This window comes from Polyangium jinanense, assembly GCF_028435265.1.
In the GTDB taxonomy this organism is placed as follows: domain Bacteria; phylum Myxococcota_A; class Polyangia; order Polyangiales; family Polyangiaceae; genus Polyangium; species Polyangium jinanense.
On the sequence record NZ_JAGTJK010000004.1, the window covers coordinates 366,786 to 391,650 of the forward strand.

General features: G+C 68.4%; 17 protein-coding genes. 15 read left to right on the plus strand and 2 right to left on the minus strand.

Going from position 1 to position 24,865, the window contains the following annotated elements:
- Positions 1-46 precede the first annotated feature (46 nt).
- The 8 genes from hemE to KEG38_RS12430 all read left to right on the plus strand — a co-directional run bounded on the left by hemE (position 47) and on the right by KEG38_RS12430 (position 9,790).
- Positions 47-1,081 (plus strand): uroporphyrinogen decarboxylase, encoded by a 1,035-nt coding sequence (gene hemE / locus KEG38_RS12395; protein ID WP_272419595.1) that lies wholly within the window; start codon positions 47-49, stop codon positions 1,079-1,081.
- Positions 1,078-2,514 carry a protoporphyrinogen oxidase gene (hemG, locus tag KEG38_RS12400; protein ID WP_272419596.1) on the plus strand — a complete coding sequence of 479 codons (1,437 nt, stop codon included), beginning with the start codon at positions 1,078-1,080 and terminating at the stop codon, positions 2,512-2,514. The genes hemE and hemG overlap by 4 nt, the downstream gene beginning before the upstream one ends.
- A 29-nt stretch (positions 2,515-2,543) precedes the next feature.
- Entirely contained in the window at positions 2,544-3,395 is an 852-nt protein-coding gene (locus KEG38_RS12405; protein ID WP_272419597.1) for a class II glutamine amidotransferase, read from the plus strand.
- 322 nt (positions 3,396-3,717) lie between these two features.
- The gene (locus tag KEG38_RS12410; protein ID WP_272419598.1) at positions 3,718-4,623 is read left to right on the plus strand and encodes a GGDEF domain-containing protein; all 906 of its coding nucleotides are present in this window, start codon (positions 3,718-3,720) and stop codon (positions 4,621-4,623) included.
- Between the two features lie 80 nt (positions 4,624-4,703).
- Positions 4,704-6,053 carry an aspartate aminotransferase family protein gene (locus KEG38_RS12415; RefSeq protein ID WP_272419600.1) on the plus strand — a complete coding sequence of 450 codons (1,350 nt, stop codon included), beginning with the start codon at positions 4,704-4,706 and terminating at the stop codon, positions 6,051-6,053.
- Between the two features lie 60 nt (positions 6,054-6,113).
- Positions 6,114-7,229 (plus strand): LuxE/PaaK family acyltransferase, encoded by a 1,116-nt coding sequence (locus KEG38_RS12420; protein ID WP_272419602.1) that lies wholly within the window; start codon positions 6,114-6,116, stop codon positions 7,227-7,229.
- Positions 7,226-8,311: an acyl-CoA reductase gene (locus KEG38_RS12425; protein ID WP_272419603.1), complete on the plus strand. Its 1,086-nt coding sequence runs from the start codon at positions 7,226-7,228 to the stop codon at positions 8,309-8,311. The genes KEG38_RS12420 and KEG38_RS12425 overlap by 4 nt, the downstream gene beginning before the upstream one ends.
- Positions 8,312-8,368: 57 nt before the next feature.
- The gene (locus KEG38_RS12430) at positions 8,369-9,790 is read left to right on the plus strand and encodes a GAF domain-containing protein (RefSeq protein ID WP_272419604.1); all 1,422 of its coding nucleotides are present in this window, start codon (positions 8,369-8,371) and stop codon (positions 9,788-9,790) included.
- A 102-nt stretch (positions 9,791-9,892) separates the two neighbouring features.
- Here KEG38_RS12430 and KEG38_RS12435 read toward each other — a convergent pair whose 3' ends face one another.
- A complete protein-coding gene (locus KEG38_RS12435; protein ID WP_272419605.1) occupies positions 9,893-10,027 on the minus strand; it encodes a hypothetical protein in 135 nt (44 codons plus the stop codon).
- Positions 10,028-10,085: 58 nt separating this feature from the next.
- Between KEG38_RS12435 and KEG38_RS12440 the strand changes: the two genes are divergently transcribed.
- Positions 10,086-10,457, plus strand: a complete 372-nt coding sequence (locus KEG38_RS12440; protein ID WP_272419606.1) for a (2Fe-2S)-binding protein — start codon at positions 10,086-10,088, stop codon at positions 10,455-10,457.
- Here KEG38_RS12440 and KEG38_RS12445 read toward each other — a convergent pair.
- Positions 10,409-11,293, minus strand: a complete 885-nt coding sequence (locus tag KEG38_RS12445) for a radical SAM protein (protein ID WP_272419607.1) — start codon at positions 11,291-11,293, stop codon at positions 10,409-10,411. The two genes, KEG38_RS12440 and KEG38_RS12445, sit on opposite strands and share 49 nt — an antisense overlap.
- A 121-nt stretch (positions 11,294-11,414) precedes the next feature.
- On the opposite strand from KEG38_RS12445, the gene KEG38_RS12450 reads away from it, so the two are divergent.
- The 6 genes from KEG38_RS12450 (at position 11,415) to KEG38_RS12475 (ending at position 24,862) form a co-directional block, all read left to right on the plus strand.
- Positions 11,415-11,921: a peptidylprolyl isomerase gene (locus tag KEG38_RS12450; protein ID WP_272419608.1), complete on the plus strand. Its 507-nt coding sequence runs from the start codon at positions 11,415-11,417 to the stop codon at positions 11,919-11,921.
- A gap of 50 nt (positions 11,922-11,971) precedes the next feature.
- Positions 11,972-14,623 carry an MGH1-like glycoside hydrolase domain-containing protein gene (locus KEG38_RS12455; RefSeq protein WP_272419610.1) on the plus strand — a complete coding sequence of 884 codons (2,652 nt, stop codon included), beginning with the start codon at positions 11,972-11,974 and terminating at the stop codon, positions 14,621-14,623.
- On the plus strand, positions 14,620-19,263 hold the full coding sequence (locus KEG38_RS12460) for an AAA family ATPase (RefSeq protein ID WP_272419611.1): 4,644 nt from the start codon (positions 14,620-14,622) through the stop codon (positions 19,261-19,263). Before KEG38_RS12455 ends, KEG38_RS12460 begins: the two co-directional genes overlap by 4 nt.
- A gap of 121 nt (positions 19,264-19,384) precedes the next feature.
- Complete coding sequence (locus tag KEG38_RS12465; RefSeq protein ID WP_272419612.1) at positions 19,385-21,526, plus strand: alpha-amylase family glycosyl hydrolase; 2,142 nt, start codon at positions 19,385-19,387, stop codon at positions 21,524-21,526.
- A gap of 23 nt (positions 21,527-21,549) precedes the next feature.
- Entirely contained in the window at positions 21,550-23,586 is a 2,037-nt protein-coding gene (locus tag KEG38_RS12470; protein ID WP_272419613.1) for an alpha-amylase family glycosyl hydrolase, read from the plus strand.
- 46 nt (positions 23,587-23,632) lie between these two features.
- Positions 23,633-24,862, plus strand: a complete 1,230-nt coding sequence (locus tag KEG38_RS12475; RefSeq protein ID WP_272419614.1) for a cytochrome P450 — start codon at positions 23,633-23,635, stop codon at positions 24,860-24,862.
- The last annotated feature ends 3 nt before the right edge of the window (positions 24,863-24,865 follow it).

Consider the following 24,865-nt stretch of genomic DNA (forward strand, 5'->3'; position numbering starts at 1 on the left):
CGCTTCGTCGTTGCCACGGGCGGGGCCCGAGGTCACTGTTCGGGCCATGTTCGATCGGTTTTTGCGCGCCTGCCGCCGCGAGGTGACGGACGTCACGCCCGTCTGGTTCATGCGACAGGCCGGCCGCTACATGGCGGAGTACCGCGCGCTTCGGGAAAAACACACGCTGCTCGAGATCTGCAAGACGCCGGAGCTCGCGCTCGAGGTCACGCTGCAGCCGCTGCGGCTCGGCGTCGACGCCGCCATCCTGTTCGCGGACATCCTCCTGCCGCTCGAACCGATGGGCGCGCCGTTCTCGTTCGAGAAGGGCGAAGGGCCCGTGATCCACGCGCCGGTGCGCGATCGCGCGGACATCGATCGGATGCGCGTCTTCGAGCCGGAAGAAGGGCTCGGCTACGTGCTCGAAGCGATTCGCCTGATCCGGCGCGAGCTCGACGGCAAGACGCCGCTCATCGGCTTCGCGGGCGCGCCGTTCACGATGGCGAGTTACCTCGTCGAGGGCGGCAAATCGTCGGACTATTTCCGCACGAAGCAGCTCATGTGGGGCGATCCGGAGTCGTTCTCGCTGCTCATGAGCAAGATCTCCGAGGTCGTGCGGCGCTACCTGCATGCGCAGGTCGAGGCCGGCGCGCAGGCGGTGCAGCTCTTCGACTCGTGGATCGGCGCGCTCTCGCCCGAGGACTACCGGACGCACGTGGCGCCGCACGTGAAGAACATCCTGCAAAGCATCGAGAAGACGGGCGTGCCGGTGATCCACTTCGGCACGAACACGTCGACGCTGCTCGAAGCGCAGCGCGATTGTGGCGGGACGGTGATCGGCGTCGACTGGCGTTTGCCGCTCGGCGAGGCGTGGAAGCGCATCGGCTACGATCACGCGATCCAGGGCAACCTCGATCCGCTCCTGCTCTGTGCCCCGCGCGACGTGGCCGCGGCGCGCGCGCGGATCGTGCTCGCGGAGGCCGCCGGCAGGCCGGGACACATCTTCAACCTGGGGCACGGGATCGTGCCGCAGACGCCCGTCGACAACGTGAAGGCACTCGTCGACGTGATCCACGCTTATCGGCACGAGGGCGCGGCGTGAGCGTTCGCCGCGTCGTCGTGGTCGGCGGCGGCATCACGGGCCTCGTCGTCGCCTACCGCTTGCTCGCCGCGCAAAAAGGCCAGCGGTTCGAGGTCACGCTGCTCGAATCGCGGGCGCGGCTCGGCGGCAACATTCAGACCGAGCGCGAAGGCGGATTCGTGATCGACGGCGGGCCCGACTCGTTCGTCGTCGCCAAGCCCTTCGCCACGGATCTCTGCAAGGAGCTCGGGCTCGGCGAGCGGCTGATCGGTACGACACCGAAGAATCGCCGCGTCTACATCCCGCGCCGCGGCGCGCTGCACACGATGCCCGAGGGCCTCGTGCTCGCGGTGCCCACGCGCTTTTTGCCGTTCGCGCGGACGCCGCTCTTCAGCCTGACGGGCAAGGCCCGCATGGCGCTTGACCTCGTCCTGCCGCAGCGCCCGAAGGAGAAAGGCGACGAGTCGATCGGGAGTTTTTTGCGCAGGCGGCTCGGCCCAGAGGCGCTCGACGTGCTCGGTGAGCCGCTGCTCGGCGGCATCTACGCGGGCGATGTCGACCTGCTCAGCATCCGCAGCACCTTCCCGCAGCTCGCCGACCTCGAAGATCGCCACGGCAGCCTGATCCGCGGCGCGCTCGCCGAGCGCCGGAAAAAGCCCGCGACGAAGGGACCACCGCCGAGCCCGTTCCATTCGCTGCTCGGTGGCATGGGCGAGCTCATCGAAGCGCTCGCCCGGCGCATCGAGAAGGCGGGCGGCGACATTCGCGTGGGCGCGCCCGTCGTATCGGTCGAGCGATCGAGCGGCGCGGAATCGAATGCTCCGGCGCGCTGGGTCGTGCGGTACGGGGCGCGAGACGGGCAAACCGAGTCGATCGAGGCCGACGACGTGGTGATGGCGGCGCCCGCGCACGCCGCCGCGAGTGCGCTCGGGCCCCTCGACGCGGAGCTCGGCGCGCTTCTTCGCGGCATTCCGTACCTCTCGACGGGCACCGTCGTCCTTGCGTACGCGCGGCCTGACGTCCCGCACCCGCTCGACGCGGTGGGCGTCGTGATCCCCAAGGATGAGCGGCGTCGCATCCTCGCGGCGACGTTCATTTCCAGCAAGTGGGCGGGTCGCGCCCCGCAGGATGCGGCCCTCGTGCGCGTCTTCGTGGGTGGGCATCGGGATCCTGGCGCGCTCGCGACGAGCGATGAATCCCTCGTCTCGCTCGCGCGTGAGGAGCTCGGCTCGCTCATCGGCGTCCGCGCCGCGCCCATGCTCGCGCGTGTTTTTCGGTACGAGCAGGCGAACGCGCAGCCGATCGTGGGGCATGCGGCGCGGGTGCGGCGCATTCGCGACATCGCGCGCAGGCTCCCCGGCGTGCACTTTGCGGGTGCCGCGTTCGACGGCGTCGGCATCCCCGACTGCGTACGGCAGGCGAACGAGGCCGCGGAGGCCGTCGCGGCCCGCTGAATTTTGCCTATACTCCGGAGCGCGCGGAGATGTGCGAGCTACTCGGGATGGAGTGCAACGTCCCCACGGACATCGTCTTCTCGTTTTCTGGCTTGTGCCAGCGAGGCGGCAAGACGGGCCCGCATGCGGACGGCTGGGGCCTATCGTTTTACGAGGGGTACGCCGCGCGCGTCTTCCTCGAACCCACGCCGGCGGCCGAGAGCCCGCTTGCGCGGTTCCTCTCGCAAAACCCGATCAAGACGATGCTGGCGATCGGCCACGTCCGCAAGCGTACGCGCGGGCCCACGAGCCTCGCGAACACGCACCCGTTCGCGCGTGAGCTCTGGGGCCGGCACTGGGTCTTCGCGCACAACGGCACGCTCCCGCGCGTGCGGCAGCGCAAGCTTGGCCGCTTCACTCCGATCGGCACGACCGACAGCGAGTACGCTTTCTGCGTCCTGCTCGAAGAGCTCCGACGCACCTTCGACGATTATCCGCGCAGGCCGAGCGAGCTCTGGCAGGTCGTGGCGAACGTCGGCGCGCGTCTCGCGAAAGATGGCACGTTCAACTTCCTGCTCGGTGACGGACGGCACCTGTTTGCCCGGTGCGGCACGCGGCTCTGCTACATCATCCGGCAGGCCCCTTTTGGCCTCGCGCACCTTGCCGACGACGATCTCGCGGTCGACTTTTCGGCCGTGACCACGCCGCGCGATCGCGTGGCCGTCGTGGCGACGGCGCCGCTCACGAAGAACGAGACGTGGACGCAGGGCAAACCCGGCGAGATGTGGGTCTTCGATCATGGCCGGCTGCTCGCGACGTTACCGTCGGGCGCTCCGGATCGACGGCCTGCGCGGGCGTCCCGGGAGCCACGCGCGACCGCGGCGCGAGGCCTCACGGCTTGACGTACTTCGCGACGTCCCGAGCGCACGAGTCCGTCGCTGCTGTCCCGAGCGGGCACCTTGCATTCGTACAATCGTCGCACAACAATGATGCAAATCTCGCCGTGGTAGCACTTGGGCAACCGGGCTTCCGCGACGAGACGTGATGAGGACGAAACCCAGTAATCGAATTCACCTTGACGCCTGCGCGGGGGGATGGATACGCTGAAGCTGGAAGACTGGCTGGATCCGGGTGATTGAGCTTGGAAAGGGCGTCTTTCGAGGGGCCCAGCTTCGATTGCTTGTCGACGAGACCGAAGTAGCAGGCAGACCGGGCTGAAACCGCGTGAACGACTTCGACGAAAAGACTCGCGTTACCACGGTGGTGCAGCCCCCGCCGGGTGGGGGTGAGGCGCCTCGGCTCGGGACCGACTGCCTCGTCGTCATTTACACGAAGGAGCCGACGTTGCTCGGCAAGCGCTTCGTGCTCGAGCACAACCCGACGCGGGTCGGTCGTGGCGCGGACAACCACGTGGTCCTCGACGGCGACTCGGTGTCGCGCCGCCACGCGCAGTTCCGCCAGCAGGGCGGCTACTGGGTCGTCGTCGACGACGGCAGCACGAACGGCACGTACTGCAACGATGAGCAGATCTCACGCGAGGTCGTCCTGAAGAACGGCGACCGCGTGAAGATTGGCCCGACGATCTTCAAGTTCCTCTCCGGCGCCGACGTCGAGGCGCAGTACCACGAAGAGATCTACCGGATGACCATCATCGATGGTCTCACGCAGATCTACAACAAGCGCTACCTCTACGAGGCCCTCGAGCGCGAGATCATCCGCGGCCGCCGCCACGATCGGGATCTGTCGATCCTGATGTTCGACATCGACCACTTCAAGCGCATCAACGACGTGCACGGTCACCTCGCGGGCGACTACGTGCTGAAAGAGGTCGCGCGCGTCGTGCAGTCGCGCATCCGCCGCGACGAGGTCTTCGCGCGCTACGGCGGCGAGGAGTTCTCGATCGTCCTGCCCGAGACCTCGCTCCAGGGAGCCATCGCGCTCGGCGAGACGCTCCGGCAGAAGGTCGCGGACAACGCGTTCGTTTTTCAAGCCGACAGCATCAAGGTGACGATCAGCCTGGGCGCCGCCCTCCTGCAGGAGAGCGATCGCTCGGCGCAGGACCTCATCAAGCGCGCCGACGAAAAGCTCTACATGGCGAAGAGGACCGGCCGAAACAGGCTGTGCTCGTAGCCCCCAGGGTCCCTCGGTCCCCCGGGGGACGCTTGTGTCCACGCCTGCCCGCCACGCTCGTGCGTGCTAGTTGAAACGACATGCCCCTCAGCGAGTTTCCCGCCCCCGCAGAGGAACAGACGGGTGATCAGCTTCCCGAGATCCGTGTACCACCTCCGGGCCCTGCATCGCGCAGCCTCCTCGGCAGGCTCGAACGCGTCGAGTGCCCGGCGTTCGGGACGCGGAGAAAGACACGCGAGGAGTCGAGCGGCGCCGAGATGACGCCGATCGTCCTTGCCTCGGGCAAGGGCGCGAACCTGTTCGACGTCGACGGCAACCGCTACGTCGACCTCGTGGCCGGCTTCGGATCGCTCCTGCTCGGTCACGGCGCGACGAGCGTCACGCGCGCGATCGAGGCGCAGACCGATCGGCTCATCCAGGCGCTCGGTGACGTGTACGCCGCCGACATCAAGGTCCAGCTGCTCGAGCGGCTCGCCTCGCTCCATCCGGGCACGGCGCCGCGCGTGCTGCTCTGCCAGAGCGGAAGTGATGCCATCACGGCCGCGCTGAAGACGGTGACGCTCGCCACGGGCAAACCCGGCGTCGTCGCGTTCGAAGGCGCGTATCACGGCCTCGGGTACGGGCCGCTCGCGGTGCTCGGGCTGCGCGAGAGTTATCGCGAGCCGTTCAACCTGCAGCTCAACCCGCACGTCTCGTTCGCGCCGTATCCCGCGGCGGAGGCCGATCTCGATCGCTCGCTCGGCGCCGTGGAGAAGGCGCTCGCGGCGGGCAACGTCGGCGCGGTGCTGGTCGAGCCGATCCTCGGTCGTGGCGGCATCATCGTGCCGCCCGAGCGGTTCTTGCGGGACCTCTGCGAGCTCGCGCATCGGCACGGCGCGCTCGTGGTCGCCGACGAGATCTGGACCGGGCTCGGTCGTTCGGGCTCGATGCTTCGATCGACAGCCGTGGGCGCGCCGATCGACATACTCGTGCTCGGCAAGGGCCTCGGCGGAGGCTTGCCGATCGCGGCGTGCATCGCGGCCGACGAGGTCATGCAGGCGTGGGCGCGCGAGGGCGAGGTCGTGCACACGTCCACGCATGCGGGCGCGCCGCTCGCGTGCGCAACGGCGATCGCCACGCTCGACTCGCTCAGGTTCCGGCAGCTCGTCACCAAGACGCGTGAGATCGGCGCGCGAACGAAGGAGTATCTCGCGGCGGTGCTCGCGGGCGCGCCCGGCGTCGTCGAGGTGCGCGGCGAGGGCTTGATGCTCGGCGTCGCGTTCGAGAGCGGCGCGCTCGCCTTGCAGACGATGCGTCGCATGCTCGAGGCCGGTTACGTGGTGATCACGGGCGGACAGAAGGGCGAGGTGATCACCTGGACGCCGCCGCTCACCATCGCCGAGGAGCAACTCACGGCCGCGGCAAACGCGATGAAGGCGTCGCTCGGTTGACGGTGTGGGTGAGGGCCGCTCGCTTGGCGGCCTTGCCTCGCTCCTGCTAGGAATCGCCGCGTGACGGTACGGCCCACGAGCGAAGCGCTGCATGAGCGCGTGCGGGGGTTCGTCGAGGGTATCTTGCGCGGCGCGCCGCCCGAGCCCTTCGACGAGCTCGCGCTCGCCCTCGCGCGCTTCCAGGCCGCACACGTGCCCGCCCTCGGGCGCCTCGTTCGCGCGCGCGGCATCGACCTCGCGAGTGCGCGTGACGCCTCCGTGATCCCCGCGCTGCCTTGTGACGTCTTCCGCCTCGCGCGCATCGCCGCGCACGCGCCGGACGAGGACATGCGCGTGTTCCGAACGAGCGGCACGTCGCAGGGCAAGGAGGCGCGCGGGGAGCATCCGTTCCGCACCACCGCGACGTACGAGCTCGTCGCGCTGCGCTGGGGCGAGCGGATGCTCTGGCCGGATCGTCAAAATCTTGGCGTCCTCGTGCTCGCGCCGTCCCTCGATGAGGTCGCCGACTCGTCGCTCGGCTTCATGCTCGACCTCTTCGCCCGCGAGCACCGCGGCCTCGGGGGCTTTTACGTGCGTGAAGGCGTGCTCGACATCGAAGGCGTGGCGCGTGCCGCGGCTGAAGCGCGCGCCTCGGGAAAACCTGTGCTCGTGCTCGGAGCATCCTTCGCGTTCGTGCATCTGCTCGACGGCGCCGGTTCGAGAGATCTCTCCCTGCCGCCGGGCAGCCGCGTCATGCAGACCGGTGGCTTCAAAGGTCGCTCGCGCGAGGTCGAGCCGACCGAGCTGCGGCGTGCGATCGCCTCCCTGTTCGCCGTCCCCGAGGCCCACGTGGTGGGCGAGTACGGCATGACCGAGCTGTCGAGCCAGCTCTACGAAGGCACGCTCGCGGCCGCGCTCGGCGCTCGAACCCCGACGCGGCACGGCGTCTACGTCGCGCCACCGTGGATGCGCGTGACGGCCTGTGATCCCACGACGCTCGCGCCGCTCTCGCCGGGCGAGACGGGCATCCTGCGGTTCGTCGATCTCGCGAACGTCGACTCGTCCGTGGCGATCCAGACGTCGGACCTCGGGCGCGTCACCGACGAGGGCGTCGAGCTCTTCGGCCGCGCGCCCGGCGCCACGCCGCGAGGATGCTCGCTCGCGATCGACGAGGTCCTCTCGCGCGGTTCGTCATGAGCGCCGAGACCGAGGCGCGGGCGCGCGTTCTTCGCGTGATCGCCGCGGGCCGGCGGATCCAGGATCCGAACGATCCGCTCGGCGCCGAGGCGCGGGCGCGTTTGCCCGAGGTCACCGGGCTCGATCCGAAGGGCGTCGAGCTCGCGCTCTCCGCGCACCTGGAGACGCATCCGACCGATGCCGAGATCGACGCGCTCCTCGCGCGCACGGGCCGCGCGCCCCGCTGCCACGTCGTCCTCGCGGCCAACGTCTGCACCGCCCCGCTCCGCGCGCTCGCGCTCGCCGCCGCGACCTCGCCCGACATCGTCGTCCGTCCTTCGCGCCGCGATCCCGTCGTCACCGATCTCCTCGTCCGCGCGCTTTCTACCGACGAAGCGTTCGTCCAAACGCACCACGCCTCCCTCACGCGCGCCTCCTCCATCGCGCCCGCGCCGGGCGACGAGCTGCACGTCTACGGCTCGGACGCCTCGATCGAAGCCGTCACACGAGGCCTGCCGGCAGGCGTCTGCGTGCGGGGACATGGTACCGGCATCGGACTCGCGATCATCGGCAGGGACGCCGCGCTCGAGGACGCAGCCGAGGCCCTCGCGTGGGACGTCGTCCCCTTCGATCAACGCGGCTGTTTGTCCCCGCGCTTCGTCCTCGTCGAGGGCGGCGAACACCACGCGGAGGAGTTTGTCCAAGCGCTCGACGCGGCCCTCTCCCGCGCCGCCGCGCGTGTCCCCCGCGGCTCCCTCGACCCTGCGCTCGCCGCGGAAATCGCGCTGTATGGCGCCTCCATGGACGCCGTCGGCCTCTTCCTCTCACGCCCCTCGCATGCCGTCGGCTTCGATCCCTCCCCACGAGCGCTCGTCTTGCCTCCGGCTGCGCGCGTCGTGCACGTCGTCGCGCTCGCGCCTACCGATGCGCCAAACCTCCTCGCCCCGTGGGCCCCGTACGTCACGTCCGTGGGCCTTTGTGATGACGGTGCCCTCGCGCGCGCCGTCCTCGATCGCGCACCGTTTGCGCGTCGCGCGCCGCTCGGTGGGATGCAGCGCCCGCCCCTCGATGGGCCTGTGGACTTGCGCCCGTCCCGCGCTTGATCGGGACCGTCCGCGACCGCTTTCCAAGACCGCCCCTCCTGGTATGGTACGGCCCGAATGCCGTCGCGTCCCTCCGACGAAGTCCTCGAAAGCGACCCCGCCGTGACGCCGGTCGTCTCGACCTTGCCCCCGCCGCCCGAGTCGCTGAACCCCACGCGACGCGAGGCTCGCCTCGACCGCGTCCTCGACTTCGTTTCGTTTGTGGCCAAACCGATGCCGCTCTCGGTCTTCCTCGACGAGGCCCCGAAGCGCATCGCCGCCATCGCCCAGGCCGAGATCGTCTCGCTCTACCTGCTCGAAGGCGACGGCGACGCGCTCGTCCTTCGCGGCAACGTCGGTTTTCCCGTGGGCGCGCGCGGCACCGTGCGCATGTCCGTCGGTGAGGGCCTCACGGGCACGGCCGTCGCGACCCGGCGGCCCGTCGCCGTCGTGAAGGCGCCTGGCGATCAGCGCTGGCGCGCGTTTCCGTTCATCGACGAGGACCGCTACCCCGTCTTCCTCGCCGTCCCGATCCTCGGCTTCGACCGCGTGCTCGGCGCGATCGTCGTGCAGCGCGCGGGCGACAAGGCGTACCGCCCGAGCGACGTCCGCCTGCTCGTCGCGCTCACCGCGCCGATCGCCTCGGCGATCCGGCATGCCGAGGTGCTCCGGGAGCTGCGCGACAAGAAGCTTCGCCGCACGGGCGGCGGCACGCGCAAGGTCACGCTTCCCGGAGTTCCTTCGGTCCCGGGCCGCTCGCTCGGCGCCGTCGCGGCCTTGCGCCGCCCGGCCACTTCACCGCAGCGCAAGGCCACGGCCGAGGATGCGAAGCTCTTGCGAGGTGCCTGGGGCGCGGCCGAGAAGGCGCTCTCCTCGCTCGTCGCCCGCGCGCAGAACCTCGGGCTCACGCGCGAGTCGGCGTTCCTCTCGACGTACGAGCTCATGATCGGCGACCTGCGCTTGCGTCAACGCGCGTTCGAGCTCGTCGCCGAGGGCCACGGCGTCGCGCAAGCGCTCGGCCTCGTGGCGCGCGAGGGCGTGCGCGCGGCGAACGGCATCGTCGGCGATCCCTTCCTGCAAGAGCGCGCGCGCGACATGGAAGACCTCTGCGACGCGCTCGTCATGCTCGCGACGCCCGACGCGCGCGCGGAGCTCCCGACGAAGGCGGTGCTCATCGGCGATCGTCTCACCGTCTTCGACCTCGTCGTCTCGGCGCGCACGCGTCCCGTGGGCGTCGTGCTCAGCGAGCGCGCCTCGGATCCTCGTACGCCCGTGCTCTTGCGGCTCCTCGGCGTCCCGTCGATCACGCAGGTCGAGGGCCTCTTCCAGTGGGCGTCTCCCGGCGACGTGGCGCTGCTCGACGCGGATCACGGCTTCCTCGTGATCAACCCGTCACGCGCGGAAATGGCCTCGATTCGCGCCGAACGGAAGAAGGGCAGGGTGCCGCCGGACGCGTCCGAAACGACCGAGGTCGAGGCGGACAGCGGCGAGATGGAATGAAGCTTCCACGCGCGGCGTGCTCACGCGCGCTCGGCTTCTTCGTGCGTCGAGAACGTCCGTCCGGTGCCGTGCGCGCGGAGACGCACGGCACGGACGTCGACTTCAGGAGGCCGGCTTCGGCGCGGGGCTCTGCTGCGCCTGCGTCTGGGCTTCGGCAGCCTTCTTCGCGCGCCAGCGGGCGAGCCTGCGCGTCTGGCGGACCTTCTCTTTGGCACGAACCTGCGGTTTCTGAGGCATGCCCCCCGTATAGCCGATCCCCCCGGGGGGGCGCTACCATCCCGCGAGAGGTTCGCGCATGAAAACCCTGGTTTGCCGCTGTGAGGACGTGACGCTCCACGAGCTCGAAGCGGCCTTCGAGCGTGGCTACCGCGACATCGAGTCCGTCAAGCGATACACCGGCTTCGGAACTGGCTGGTGCCAGGGCAAGTGGTGCCTCGCGCTTTGCGCGCGCCTCGTGCACGAACGCGGCGGCGACGTCGACAAGCCCATCACGCCGCGGCCCCCGTACCACCCCGTCTCGCTCTCCGTCCTCGCGGGCCTCGACGACCTCGACCTGCCCGGCGGCGGCCCGCACCACGACGAGGGCGAGGGCGCGGCCCCGAAGGCTGAGTCTCCGTCTCACGCCGGCACGCTGTTGACCTCGTCCCCGCCGAACCGCTCCACGTAGTCGGGCCTGAGCCCCGGGCACGCATCGAAGAACCGGCAGCCCTCGCAACCCGCGAGCTTCACGCCTCCCGTGAGGCGCGAGTTTTTCAGATCGAACACCTCGTCCGGCGTCACGACCCGCACGAGGTCCGCGCCCGGATGCCGCACGTGCTCCTCGTATCCCGGCAAAAAGCAGCGCGGGATGTGCAGCGCGTGCACCTCGTAGCCTTTTTCTCGCGCCGCCTCGAACGCGCTGCGCGCCTTCGCGGCCACGTCCGTGAGCCGCGGGAGCTCATGCACGTTCGCGCGATTGTTGTCCGTCAGCGACACGAGCCAGAGCCGAAACTGCCGGATCCCCTGGGTGAAAAGTGCTTCGACCCAGGCGCGCACGTCCCGGTACGTATCTTCCTTCAGGATCAGATCCGCGATCGGATCGAGCCTGCGCGCGACCAGGTTCTCGATCGCCTTCCGCCGCAGCTCCGCCGTGCCCTCGCGTTGCACCGTCTCCTCGTACGCCGCGTCGCTCGGCGCGTGCATCGACACGTGGAACTGATCGACACCCGCCTCGACGAGCAGATCCAGGTACGGCGCGTGCGCATATCGGAGGCCGTTCGACGCGACCTTCACGTGCTCGAATCCGCGCTTTTTCGCGTACCGCACGAGCGCTGGCAGATCGCTCCGGATCGTCGGCTCGCCGCCGGTGAACGCGACGTCGCGAAATCCTCGTGTGGCGGCCCGATCGATCTCCCGCGCCACCTGCTCCGTGGACAGCGCGCGACGCCGCATCGCTTCGGTGATCGTGCAGTAGGTACACGCGAGGTTGCAGTCGTAGCCGAGGACCACGTCGAGCAGCGGCACGCCTCCATCGTATCAGACGCGCCTTCCAAGCCTTTCGACGCTTGGGGCTACGCTCGGACGAGCCGAGCTACGCCCCAAACCCCCTTGCGCGCCCGCGGCCCCTGGTCCACGTTCCCGCCCCATGGCAGCCCTCGCTGGCCGAGTTTCCGTTCTCCTCGCGCTCGCGTTCGTCTGTCCCGCGTGCACCTCGCTCGCCACCGGGCCGGACTGGACGGGGGGCGGGCTCGAAACGATCGGGCCTGCGCGGGCGGCCGAGCGCGAGGCCGTCGAGGAGCGTGAGCGACAGCGGCTCGCGCGCCTGCCGACCCGCATCGGCGCGCGCCACATCCTCGTCATGCACCAGCGCTCCCAGCAGCGCCCCGAGGACGTGAACCGCACCCGCGAAGAAGCGAAGAAAAAGGCGCAGGAGTGTTTGCGCGCACTACGCTCGGGCGCGGCGTGGGAGTCGGTCGTCACCGAGTGCTCCGACGAGCCCGGAGCGGCCGAGCGCGGCGGGGATCTCGGCCAGTTCGAGCGCGGCGCCATGGTCAAGTCCTTTTCGGACGCGGCCTTCGAGCTCCAGATCAACGAGATCAGTGAGGTTGTCGAGACCGCTTACGGTTTCCACATCATCCAGCGCACCGAGTGATCGTTCCCCTCGGGCGCTTGGGGGGCCCCGAATCCTGTTATGTTTGAGGCATGCAGGCGTGGAGGACGGAGGAGCACCATCGACTGGCCCAGGAGCGCGAGCGCGTCCTCCGCTGGAAGGACTGGGGCCCCTACGTCGCGGAGCGCGCCTGGGGCACGGTGCGCGAGGACTACAGCGCGAGCGGTGATGCCTGGGGGTATTTCCCGCACGACCACGCGCGGAGCCGCGCCTATCGCTGGAACGAGGATGGCCTCGCGGGGATCTGCGATCGCACGCAGATCCTCTGCCTCGCGCTCGCCCTGTGGAACGGCCGGGATGCCATTCTGAAAGAGCGCCTCTTCGGCGTCACCAACGCCGAGGGCAATCACGGCGAGGACGTCAAGGAAGTCTACCATTACGAAGACGCGACCCCGACGTCGAGTTACCTCCGTTTCCTCTACAAATACCCCCAGCGCCGTTATCCCTACGAGGAGCTCGTCGCGGGAAACCGGATGCGCGGCGGCGACGAGCCCGAGCTCGAAACCTGGGACCTCGGCCTCTACGACGAGGGCCGTTATTTCGACGTCCGCGTCGAATACGCGAAACGCACGCCCCATGACATCTTGATGGTCGTCACCGTCGAGAACCGCGGCCCCGAGGACGCCCCCCTTCATCTCCTGCCGCACCTCTGGTTCCGCAACACCTGGTCGTGGGACGAGGTCGTCGTCGCGCCCCCCGAGATTCAAGAAGGCGAGCGCGGCGAGGGGTTTGTCTCTCTCCGCTCCAGCCACCATGATCTCGGCTCTTTTTACCTCTACATCGAGGGCGACGACACGACCCTCCTTTTCACGAACAACGAGACCAACACCGAGCGCCTCTTCGGCTCGCCGTCGCGCACGCCCTACGTCAAGGACGCCTTCCACGCGCGGGTCGTCCACGGCGACGAATCCAGGACAAACCCCGAGGGCCGTGGCTCGAAGGCGGCGGCGTGGCGCGTCTTCAACGTTCCTGCCGGCGGCCGCGTCGTCCTCCGCGCGCGGCTTTGCCCCGGACCCGAGCGCGCCCCGTTCGAGGGCTCGGACGAGCTCCTCGCGAAACGCAAGGCCGAGGCCGACGAGTTTTACCTGGCCCTTCAAGGCCCGCACATGTCGGACGAGCGCCGATCGATCCAGCGCCAGGCCTCCGCGGGCTTGCTCTGGTCGATGCAGTTTTACCATTACGACGTCGACGTCTGGCTCCGCGGCGACGCGATCGCGCCGCCGGCCGCGCGGCTCCGCGGCCGGAACAAGGATTTCCACCACCTCTCGGTCGCCGACGTCATCTCCATGCCCGACAAGTGGGAATACCCCTGGTTCGCGGCCTGGGACCTCGCCTTCCATGCGCTCGCGCTCGCGCCGATCGACATGGACCGCGCGAAAAACCAGCTCAAGCTGATGGTCAAGGAGTGGTACCAGCACCCGAACGGCCAGATCCCCGCCTATGAATGGGAGTTCGGCGACCTCAATCCGCCGATCCTCGCCTGGGCCGCCTACCAGCTCTACAAGATCGAGCGCAAGCAGCGCGGCAAGGGCGACCGCCTCTTCCTCGAGCGCATGTTCCACAAGCTGCTCATCAATTTCGCCTGGTGGGTGAACAAGCGCGACGCCGAGGGGAACAACGTCTTCGAGGGCGGCTTCCTCGGCCTCGACAACATCTCCGTCTTCGATCGCAGCGAGCCGCCCCCGCCCGGCATGAAGCTCGAACAGGCCGACGCCACCGCCTGGATGGCGATGTATTGCATCGACCTCATGCGCATCGCGCTCGAGCTCGCCCTGGAAAACTCCGCGTACGAGGACGCCGCGAGCAAGTTCTTCGAGCATTTCCTCCGCATCGCCTACACCTTCCACCACGCCGAGCCCCCCGAGATCCCGCTCTGGGACGACGCCGAGGGGTTTTACTTCGACATCCTCACGATCCACGGACAGCCCCACCACCTGCCCGTGCGCTCCATGGTCGGCCTCATTCCGCTCTTCGCCGTGCACGTCATCGGCCCCGAGGTCTATCGCAAGCTCGACAACTTCCGGCGCCGCATGGAGTGGTTCCTCGGGAAAAACCCCCACCTCGCCGAGGCCCTCGTCAAGCGCCCCGACGGCCGCTACGTCCTCACGGCCGTCCCGCCCGGCAAGCTCGAACGCGTGCTCGGCCACCTCTTCAACGAGGACGAGTTCCTCTCGCCGTTCGGCCCACGCTCCCTCTCGAAGGAACACAAAAAGCGACCCGTCGTCGTTTGGCAGGGCGAACGGCGGCTCGAGGTTGGTTACGAGCCGGGGGAGTCGAAGAGCCGCATGAAAGGCGGGAATTCGAACTGGCGCGGGCCCGTCTGGATGCCCACGGCGTACATGATTTATCGCTCGCTCCTTCGCCTCGAGCACGGCTTTGGCGACATCCTGCGCGTCCCGGCCACGCGCACGCACGGGCCGCGCACGCTCGGCCAGGCCGCCGACGAGATCGCGGCCCGCCTCGTCGCCTTGTTCGAGCGTGGCCCCGACGGGAAACGGCCCGTCTACGGTGACACCGACATCTTCCAGTTCGACCCCCATTTCCGGGACAACCTTCTCTTTTACGAATACTTCCACGGGGACACCGGTGAGGGGCTCGGGGCCTCGCACCAGACCGGCTGGACGGGCCTCGTCGGGGACCTCGTGCTGCGACTCGAACGGCATCGGAGGCACGATTCGGCATGAGCCGCCTGGGCAAAGGAGACGAGCGTGAGCAAACGACCCTCGCCGCCTTCCTCGCGTCGTCCATGCAACCCCCCGACGCGGCCGCGCGGCTTTCGCTCGCGCTCGCCGTCACGCTCGACGAGCTCCACCGCGCGGGCCGCGTCCACGGCGATCTGTCCCCCGCCACGATCGTCGTCGAGCCTGGGTCGGAGGACGCATTCCTCACGGATTCCGGCCCCCGCAGCGGGGCCGACGGGCGCGGGCCTTCCCGCGAGGCCTCGCTCGCGTATGCGGCCCCGGAGCGCACGAGACGCGCGAGCCGCGGATTCGACGGGCGCGCGGATCTCTATTCGCTCGGCGCCGTCCTTTACGAAATGCTCACGGGCGCGCCGCCGTTCGTCTCCGCTGACCCTTTGGCGCTCGCCCACGCGCACCTCGCGCGCGCGCCCGTCCCCGTGCACGAGCGTATGGCGTCCGTCCCGCGCGTGCTCTCCGACATCGCGCAGAAGCTCCTCGCGAAGGCGCCCGTGGATCGTTATCAAACGGGCCGCGCGCTCGCGCTCGACCTCGAACGATTCCTGCGTGAAGGCCCCGAGGTCGCGCCCTTTCCGCTCGGCACCGGCGACGGCCCCGATGATCGTCGTATCTGGGACAAAACCTTCGGCCGCGAGGCCGAGGCGCGCGCGATTGCCGAATCCGCGCGGCGAGCCATGTCCGGCGCGCCCGAGCTCGTGCTCATCGTAGGCCCGGCCGGCTCTGGCAAATCCACGCTCGTCGCCGAGGCGCGCGAGCGAATCATCCACCAGGGCGGCCTGTTCGTCGCGACAAAACCGGGCGAAGGCGCGGCGCCCCGCGCGCCCCTCGCCGAGGTCATGACGGCCCTCGCACGCCGCGCCCTCACCGAGCCGGAAGAGCGCCTCGATGCGATTCGCGCCCGCCTCCTCGAGGCCCTCGACAGCCAGGGCGCCGTGCTCGAAGACCTCGCGCCGGACGTCGCCCTCGTCCTCGGAAAATCGCCGCCGCTCCCGGAGCTCGGCGCCGCAGAATCACGAAGGCGCGTGGGGCGCGCCGTGTCCGCCTTCCTCCGCGTCTTCTGCGAGCATTGGCCGCTCGTCGCCGTCTTTTTCGACGACCTCGATCGCGCCGATTCCGACACGCTTTCCATTCTCGGCGACGCCCTCGCCGAGGAGGGCCTCTCGCATCTGCTCGTCCTCGGCGCGGCACACGAGGAAGACACCGCGCCCACGCGGCCGCTCGGCGCGTTCCTCGAATCCATTGTCCCGCGCGGGGTCGCCCTTCAAAAGGTCCTCCTCGGTCCGCTCGAGCCCGAGGACGTGGGGCGCATCGTCGCCGACGTCCTCTCCGTGCCGGAGCACGAGGTCGCGGCGCTCGCGCGGCTCTTGCACCGCAAATCGCGCGGCAATCCATTTCTCGTCCTGCACGTGCTCGACGCCCTCTTCTCCGAGGGCCTCGTCGATCGGGACCCAGCGACAAACGCTGTTCGCTGGGACGAACGGCGCATCCTCGACGTGCCCATTCCGGACGACGCCGCCCGCTTCGTGGCCGAGCGTCTGAGCAAGCTCTCCCCCGAGGCGCGCCGTGTCCTCGGCGCCGCGGCCGTGCTGGGCCATGGATTCGAGGAGGACAAACTCGACGTCGTGCTCGGCGCGCCCGAGGCCGGCTTCTCCGCGGCGCTCGCCGAGGCGATCGATCTCGGGATGATCGTCCCGGGGACCGGCACCTACCATTTCGTTCACGAAAAAGTGCGCGAGGCGGCCCGGTCGTTCCTCGAAGGAGACGAGCGGGCGCGCGTGCACCTCGCCATCGGCCGCGCCATGCGCGCCGAACCCGGCGCCGAAGGCGATCGGCTCTTCGAGGTCGCCCACCATTTCCGCGAGGGCGCCTCGCTGCTCGACGACGAAAACGAACGCCGCTCCGTCGTCCGCCTGCTCTTCGAGGCTGGCCGCAAGGCGCAATCGCAGGCCGCATTTCGCGTCGCCGTCGATTTCTACGACGTCTCGGCCGCCCTCCTCTCGGCGCCCGCACTCGCGGTAGACCCCGCATTCGCCGTCGGGCTCTTCTCCTCGCGGGCCGAATGCGCATACATCGAAGGCCACGCCGAGCGCGCCGAGGCGCTCTTCTCCGAGGCGCTCTCGCACGCGCAGACGCCCCTCGAACGAGCGCGCGTGCACGGGCAACGCCTCTCCCTCCGGGTCTCGCGCGGCCGATACATGGACGCGATCGCCGCCGGGCGCGAGGGTTTGTCCGAGCTCTCCGCCGTTTTGCCCGAGCGAGGGGCCGAGGCCGCGTCCCTCCCGGCGGCGCTCGCCGAAATCGCGCGCCTCGTCGGCGGGCGTTCGCCGGAGGACCTCGCCCGCGCTCCGCGCATCGAAGATCGGCGCGTCGTCGCGCAGCTCGACCTGCTCACGGCGCTCGTCCCGCCCACGTACATCGCCGATCAAGCCCTTTATCTCGTGGTCGTCGTGCGCCTCGTCGCCGCCTGCGTCGAGCACGGCCACGCCGACGTCGCGGCGTATGCGTATGCGAGTTACGCCCTCATGCTGGCGATGATCCTCGGCGACGCGAAGGCCTCGCGGGCGTTCTTCGACCTCGCGGTGCTGCTCGAAGATCGCATCGAGAACCCGGCGCTCCGCGGCAGGACGTCCTGGACCATCGGCGCGTGTGCCACGCCGTTCTTGCCCGTCCGGCGCGTGCTCCCGTTCGTCGAGCGCGGGCTCGTCCATAGCCTTCAAATGGGCGACATCCCGTACGTCTCGTATTCGCTCCACCTCGGCGTCGCCTTGCGATACTGGTCGGCCGATCCGCTCGCCTCCGTGCGGGAGGCGTGGAGCAAAGCGACGGGGATCTTGCCGGACGTGCGGGACCCGATCGCCACGCACACGCTCACCGCACTCGGTCGGATGCTCCACGCCCTCGAAGGGCGCACGCAGACGGAAACTTCGTTCGACGGCGACGATTTCGACGACACGGCGTTCGTCCGGACGATCGAGCCGAATTTCGGATATGCGGCGTGCATGCACCACGCCCTCCGGACGCAGCTCTGCTTGCTCCACGGCGATCTCGATGGCGCGCTCGTATGGGCCGAGCGCACCGAGGGACAGATGGCCGCGGGCATGTGGCTCTACCTCGAGACCTTTTCCACCTTCACCATCGCCCTCACATTCGCGGCGCGCCTCTCCGGCGCGGACGAGGTCGAGCGCGCGCGCCTCCGGGAGCGCCTCGCGCCCCACCACACGAAGCTCGGCGCCTGGGTCACGCTTTATCCGGACCACTGGCTCCCGCTGCATCGCCTCGTTTCTGCGGAAATTCAGGTCGCGGACGGGCATCACGGCGAGGCCCGCGAGCTTTACGACGAAGCGATCGAGGCGGCCCGGAAAAACGGGTTTTCCCATCACGAGGCGCTCGCATGCGAGCGCGCGGCCCAGTATTACGCCGGTCGCGGAAGGCCCGAGCTTGCGCGGCCGTACCTTGAAGCCGCCATGCGCGCGTATACACGCTGGGGCGCGACGGCCAAGGTGCGCGACCTCGAAGCGCGGCACCCCGACGTCTTCGGCGGAAAATCGTCCGAAGATGGGGGGAGCGGCCCCGCGGACAAACCGACGCGCCTCACCGATCGTCCCTTGCGCGGCGGCCGGTCGCTCGATGTCATGGCCATCGTGCGCGCGGCGCAGGCCATTGCCGGCGAAATCGACCTCGATCGCCTGCTCGAACGCCTTCTCCGCACGGTCCTCGAAGTCGCGGGCGCCGATCGCGCCGCGCTCGTCCTCGTGCGCCGCGGCGAGCTTTTCGTCGGCGCCACGTTGACCGTCGACGGCGCGGACGTCGGCGCCATGCGCCCGCTTGCCGAGGCGACGGGCGTCGCGCCGAGCGTCGTGCAATACGTCGCCCGCACGCGCGCGCCTATCGTCATCGGTCGCGGCGCGGCCGGAACGCCGTTCGAGGCCGATCCGCACCTCGGGAGCGCCGCGCCCCGCTCCTTCCTCGGATTGCCGCTCGTTCACCGCGACGCGCTCTCGGGCGTCCTTTATCTCGAAAATCGCCTCGTCGAGGACGCATTCTCGGAAGACCGCGTCGAGCTCCTCTCGCTCCTCTCGTCGCAGGCGGCGATCGCGCTCGAGAATGCAATTCTCCTCGCTGACGTCCGGCGCCGGACGGACGACCTTGCGCGGGCGAACGACGGACTCCAGGCGGAGCTTTTGCGCCGGGCCAAGGCCGAGGCGGAGCGCGCCTCGTTCGAGCAGGCGATGATCGAAATGCAGCGCGCGCGCCTCGCCGAGCTCTCTGCGCCGCTCGTGCCGATCACCGACAACGTCATGGTGATCCCGCTCGTCGGCACGGTGGACGCTGCGCGCGCCGAGGATCTCCTGCGCGTCGCGCTCGAAGGCGCGAGCAAGCGTGCTTTGCGCGCTCTCATCATCGACATCACGGGCGTGCGCGTGGTCGACAGCCACGTCGCGAGCCGCCTGCTCGACACGGTGCGAGCCGTCGAATTGCTCGGCGCCGAGGTCGTGATCACTGGTATCCGCGGTGACGTCGCGCAGGCGCTTGTGAAGCTCGACATCGACTTCGGCGCGAAGGTCCCCACGCGGAGCACGCTCCAGGCGGGGATCGCGTATGCCCTCTCCCGCTGCCGACGCTAAAATCGATTCGAACCAGGACCCCTTACCAACCTTAGCCGATCCGTCCCTTGCGCTCGTGCGTCTCCGCGTGCTCCACGCATGACGAACGTCCGCTCGGTGTGGTAATGCATAACGAGGAGCCATGCGAACGACGTACTTCCTTCACGCATGGGTTTTGGCGCTCGGGCTCGCCTCCGTGGGTTGCGGCGGGCCCGAGGTTCCGCGGCGCGATTGCACGACCGTGATCTGGGCCGAACCCGGTTCGGGAGGCGACATACGTGTCGAGGGGAGCTGGGACGACTGGGCCGAGGCGAAGCCTCTGGAGCAGCGCGACGATGGATGGTTTCTGCTCCCATTGAATCTTTCTCCCGGTGAGTACGGATACCGCATCGTTCGCGGCGGCGAGAGCTCGCTCGATCGGCTCAATCCGTTGACCACGTGGAAGGGCGAGGAGGAGGTTTCGCTCGTGATCGCCGAGAGCTGCGGCGCGCCCGAAATTCGTGTCGACGCGGTCGAGGTCTCCGGCGACGAGGTCACGGTGAGCGGGGTTTTTCTGGCCGCGCCCGAGGGATCCGCGCTCGACCCCGCGTCGCTGCGGGCCGAGCACCGCGCCGGCGGCGAGATTTTGCCCTCGAATGCGCAGGCGTCCGACGGTCGATTCACGTTTGTCGCGCGGGGACTCGGCCGCGGCAAACATACCTTCACGCTTCGCGGCGCCGACGAATCCGGCAAAGAGGCGAATCCCGAGATTGCCGTCGCATGGGTCGATCCGGCCCAGGCCTCGTGGCACGAGGGGCTTTTGTATCATCTCATGATCGACCGATTCCGGGGCGACGGCGGCGCGCCGCTCGCGCCGCTATCTCCGGACAAATCCGGCTCGCGCGCGGGCGGCACGCTCGACGGTGTGCGCGCGGAAATCGAGCGCGGCACGTTCGACGAGCTCGGCGTCACGGCAATCTGGATTTCGCCCGTCTACACGAATCCGATCGAGGTCCGCGAGGGCCGCGGCGATGGCCGGCCTTATGAAGGATATCACGGCTACTGGCCGCTCGAATCACGCGGGGTCGAGCCGCGGATCGGCGGCGAGGACGCCCTCCACGCCATGGTCGACGAGGCGCATCGGCACGGGATCCGCGTGATCTTCGACCTCGTGCCGAACCACGTCTACGAGCACAACGAGCGATACATCCAGAACCGGAACAAGGGCTGGTTCAACGACGGCGTCGACAAATGCGTGTGTGGCTCGCCCGGCTGCGGCTGGAGCGAGAAGCTCCCCACGTGCTGGTTCACCTCGTACATGCCCGACGTGCGATTCGAGCACCCCGATTCGATGCGCGCCGAGGTCGACGATGCCGTCTTCTGGATGAAGGAGTTCGACGCGGACGGCGTGCGTATCGACGCCGTCCCCATGATGCCGCGGGCGGCCACGCGCCGGATCACGCACGCATTCAATCGCCTCGAGACGGGCAAGGACGCGCTTTTTTCGATCGGCGAGGTCTTCACTGGCCCCGGCGCGATTGGCATCGAGAGCATCCGCTATTTCCTCGGCCCGCATACCCTCTCCGGCGCATTCGATTTTCCGCTCATGTGGAAGCTTCGCGAGGCCTTTGGCCTCGACCGCGGCAGCCTCTCCGAGCTCGAAGAAATCCTCGTCTCGACCGACGCGGCAATCGAAGGCTCGGGCGCGGCGCTCGGCCGCATGATCGACAACCACGACACCTCGCGGTTCGTCTCGGAGGTCACGGGTGACGGCGCAAACGACCCCTGGTACGACAAACCCACGCAGTCCACGGATCCGGTCGTGTATGCGCGGGCGAAAATGGCGCTCGCGTTCATCTTGACGCTTCATGGTCTGCCGGTGCTTTATTACGGCGACGAGATCGCGCTTGCCGGCGCGGGGGATCCGGACTCGCGGCGGGTGATGCCGGATCCCGCGAGCGTCGGGCCGCTGCAATCCGAGGTGCGGGACCTCGTCCGCCGGCTCGGCCAATTGCGCCGCTGTTCGCCTGCGCTCCGCACGGGCACGCGCAGGCCCATCGTGGCGACGAAGGACGAATATGCTTATCTGCGCGACGCGGGGGATGGGGATCCAGTGCTCGTGTTTTTCGCGCGCAAGACGGCGCTCGTCTCCGTGCCGACCGGCGCCGTGCCGCTCGGCAGCTACGTCGACGTCATGACCGGCGAGACGATCGAAATCACCGCCGGCGGCGCCGTCCCGCTCGAAGCCCTCTCCTTCCGCGTGCTCGTGCGCGCGGGGAGCCCTTGCCGTAACCCCTCACCCTGACGGGCCTCCGAATGAAAACTTCGATGAACACGTTCACAGCGCTCGCCCTCTCGGGCCTCCTCGTCGCGCCCTTGCTCGGCGCGGCGTCGTGCTCGAGCGACGACCTCAATGGCTACCAGCCGCCCGATGGATTCGGCGGCTACGATCCGGGGGAAAAACCCCCGGTGCTCAGCGGCTCCGGCTCCGGCGTCGGCGCGGGCGGCCCCGGCCAGGGCGGCGCGGGCGGCGGCGAGCCTCCGGGCCCGCCCATGTGTGACGATAGCTTGAAGCGCTGCGATTACCTCTTCACGCTCGCCGACATGGGCCAGAGCAGCGTCGTCGTGCGCGGAAACTTCGCGGCGGACGGCTGGGACGTCGGCGTACCCCTGGAGAAGGCGAACGGGCAATGGGAGGCCACCGTCCCGATCCCGTACAACCAGCCCGTCCAGTACAAGTTCGTCATCGACGGCAGCAACTGGATCACCGATCCGGGCAATCCGAACACGATCGACGATGGGTTCGGCGGGAAAAACAGCCTCGTCTCGCTCACGACCTGTGACCCCTGGACGTGCGACGATCCGCCGGAGAACAGCCCCGTCGAGGCCTGGCGCGATGCAGTGCTTTATTTCGTCTTCGTGGACCGCTTCCTTGACGGCGACGCCTCGAACAACGGCGCGCCCGTGGCGAACGTCCCGCAGGCGTCCAACTACCAGGGTGGCGACTGGCAGGGCGTGATCAACAAGATCAAGGAGGGGTATTTCACGAAGCTCGGCGTGAACTCGCTCTGGCTCACGGTCCCGATCGACAACACCGAGCTCGCCGGCTTCGGCAACGACGGCAAGAACTACAGCGCTTACCACGGCTACTGGCCGAAGGATTTCTACAAGGCCGAGGAGCGTTTTGGCACGATGGCGAAGCTCAAGGAGCTCGTCGACGAGGCGCACAACGTGAACATCACCGTCCTCATCGATTACGCGGCGAACCACGCGCACGACTCGGCCCAGGTCTACAAGGACAACGCGAGCTGGTTCTGGCCGAACACGAACGGCAGCGGCGGCAACTGCGTCTGCGGCGAGGGCTGCTCCTGGGACGGCGCGACCACCGAGAAATGCTGGTTCACGCCGTATCTGCCCGATTTCAATTACGAGAACGCGGCGGCGCGCAAGTACAGCATCGACAACATGGTCTGGTGGTGGCAGCAGACCGGCATCGACGGCTTCCGCCTCGACGCGCTGAAGCACATGCACATGTCGTGGCTCACCGATCTCCGCTCGCGTGTGACGGCCGAGATCGACGCGGTCACGGGCAAGCATTTCTACATGGTCGGCGAGACGTACACCGGCGATAAATCGCTCATCAAGAAATACGTCAATCCGTCCACCATGCTCGACGGCCAGTTCGACTTCCCGCTCCGCGCCGAGATCTGCTCGAAGGTCCTCATGCGCCAGGGCACGATGCAAGATCTCGAAGGCTTCCTGAACGGCAACGACGACGCCTACGGCAATGGCGTCATGAGCACGTTCATCGGCAATCACGACCTGCCGCGCGTCATTCACCTGGCCCAGCAAACGCCGCTCTGGAGCGACGCCTGGGACGGCGGCAAGAACATGAACTGGCAAAACCAGCCGGGCTTGCCCTCCGGGACGGACGCATTCGAGCGCATGGCGAACGGGTTCACGCTCATCATGACCACGCGCGGCGTGCCGCTCATCTATTACGGCGACGAGATCGGCCTGCCCGGCGCGGGTGACCCGGACAACCGGCGTTTCATGCAATGGAACGGTTACTCCACCGGCCAGACCTGGCTACGCACGCACCTCGAAAAGCTCGGGCAAATCCGCAAGGATCACATCGCGCTTCGTCGTGGCAAGCGCTCGTCGCTCTGGGCCTCGGCCGATACGATGGCCTACAAGATGGTGCACGCGACCGAGACCGTCTACGTCGCCATCAACCGCGGCGACATGGAGGGCTCCGTCGGGAACCTGCCGAGCGGCAACCTCACGAACTTGCTCACGGGTCAGACCGTGAGTGGTCCCACTGTAAACCTCCCTCCACGCAGCTCGATGATTCTCGTGCAGTAATTTTCCACGTCAGTCATGCGCATCATGGCGTGCTATGAATACGCCCATGATGACGACGACGATCCCTCCTCTGCGTTACGATCCGATGGATCCTTCCTACGCGAAGGATCCGTACCCCTTGCTCGCCCGCTTTCGTGAAGAGGCTCCCGTATACTACTGGGAGCAGGGAGGCGGGCCGGTCTTCTTCCGTTACAAGGATTGCATTGCCCTGATGAGGGACGCCCGGCTGGGACACGATCCCACCCTCGGGGCCGGCTTCCCGCAAGAATTGAAGGCCGCCTATCCCGACTTCGCGACGCTGCGCGAAAATGACCTCTTCATGGTCCCCTCGGAGGCGCACGCGCGGCTGCGCAGGCTCCTGAACCCAGCGTTCGGCCCGCGCGCGGTCGAGGTGCACCGCCCGAAGGTGAAGGCCATCATCGAGGGGCTGCTCGAGAAGTTTCCTCTCGAGGGGGTGATCGACGTCTCCTCGGATTACACGCGGCAATACCCCGTTCGCGTGATCGCCAGCGTCCTCAACATCCCCCCGAACCACGAGCCGGAGTTCATCGCCTTCGCGGAGAGCCTCATCTCCACGATCATCCCGGGGCTCCCCCCCGAGCGATTCGCGGCTTGCATGCCGCCGGTCTCGCGCGGCATGGCGCTCGTGCGCGAGATCATCGCCGACCGTCGGGCGCATCCAATGGAAGACGACCTCATGACCCAGCTCATCAACGCGTGTGACGAGCAGGATCGGCTGAGCGATCCCGAGCTCGTCTCGCTCGTCGCGGGGCTTCTGGTCGGCGGCACCGACACCACGTACCACGGGACGAACCAGACCCTTCTCTCGCTGCTCCAGAACCCGGAGCAGCTCGCGATCTTGCGCGCGGAGCCGAGCCTCGCGCGCAACGCATTCGACGAGACCCTCCGGTACAACATGTTCGGCCGCGTGCCGTTCCCTCGGTACGCGACCGAGTCGTTCGAATTCGCGAACGTCTCCATCAAGCGCGGCCAGCCCGTATTCATGTTCCTGATGTCCGCATTCCGGGATCCGGAGTATCTCCCCGACGCGAACGTGTACGACATTCGTCGCCAGCACACGGGGACCCACTGGTTCGGCCTCGGCCCCCATTTCTGCCTCGGCGCCTCGCTCGCCCGCATGGAGGCCGAGATCGCGCTCCAGAGCCTCCTCGCGCGGTACCCCAAGATCGAGCTCGCCGGCGAGCCGGTCTGGGGGAAACACCCGATCATGCGCACGATGGATAAATTCCCCCTCCGCGTCAGCGCTTCGGCCTGACCG

What these genes read in the sequence shown, in the direction of transcription:
- hemE (WP_272419595.1), top strand. Translation starts at nt 47, where the DNA reads ATGTTCGATCGGTTTTTGCGCGCCTGCCGCCGCGAGGTGACGGACGTC.
- KEG38_RS12405 (WP_272419597.1), top strand. Translation starts at nt 2,544, where the DNA reads ATGTGCGAGCTACTCGGGATGGAGTGCAACGTCCCCACGGACATCGTC.
- KEG38_RS12415 (WP_272419600.1), top strand. Translation starts at nt 4,704, where the DNA reads ATGCCCCTCAGCGAGTTTCCCGCCCCCGCAGAGGAACAGACGGGTGAT.
- KEG38_RS12425 (WP_272419603.1), top strand. Translation starts at nt 7,226, where the DNA reads ATGAGCGCCGAGACCGAGGCGCGGGCGCGCGTTCTTCGCGTGATCGCC.
- KEG38_RS12430 (WP_272419604.1), top strand. Translation starts at nt 8,369, where the DNA reads ATGCCGTCGCGTCCCTCCGACGAAGTCCTCGAAAGCGACCCCGCCGTG.
- KEG38_RS12435 (WP_272419605.1), bottom strand. Translation starts at nt 10,027, where the DNA reads ATGCCTCAGAAACCGCAGGTTCGTGCCAAAGAGAAGGTCCGCCAGACG.
- KEG38_RS12440 (WP_272419606.1), top strand. Translation starts at nt 10,086, where the DNA reads ATGAAAACCCTGGTTTGCCGCTGTGAGGACGTGACGCTCCACGAGCTC.
- KEG38_RS12450 (WP_272419608.1), top strand. Translation starts at nt 11,415, where the DNA reads ATGGCAGCCCTCGCTGGCCGAGTTTCCGTTCTCCTCGCGCTCGCGTTC.
- KEG38_RS12455 (WP_272419610.1), top strand. Translation starts at nt 11,972, where the DNA reads ATGCAGGCGTGGAGGACGGAGGAGCACCATCGACTGGCCCAGGAGCGC.
- KEG38_RS12460 (WP_272419611.1), top strand. Translation starts at nt 14,620, where the DNA reads ATGAGCCGCCTGGGCAAAGGAGACGAGCGTGAGCAAACGACCCTCGCC.
- KEG38_RS12465 (WP_272419612.1), top strand. Translation starts at nt 19,385, where the DNA reads ATGCGAACGACGTACTTCCTTCACGCATGGGTTTTGGCGCTCGGGCTC.
- KEG38_RS12470 (WP_272419613.1), top strand. Translation starts at nt 21,550, where the DNA reads ATGAACACGTTCACAGCGCTCGCCCTCTCGGGCCTCCTCGTCGCGCCC.
- KEG38_RS12475 (WP_272419614.1), top strand. Translation starts at nt 23,633, where the DNA reads ATGATGACGACGACGATCCCTCCTCTGCGTTACGATCCGATGGATCCT.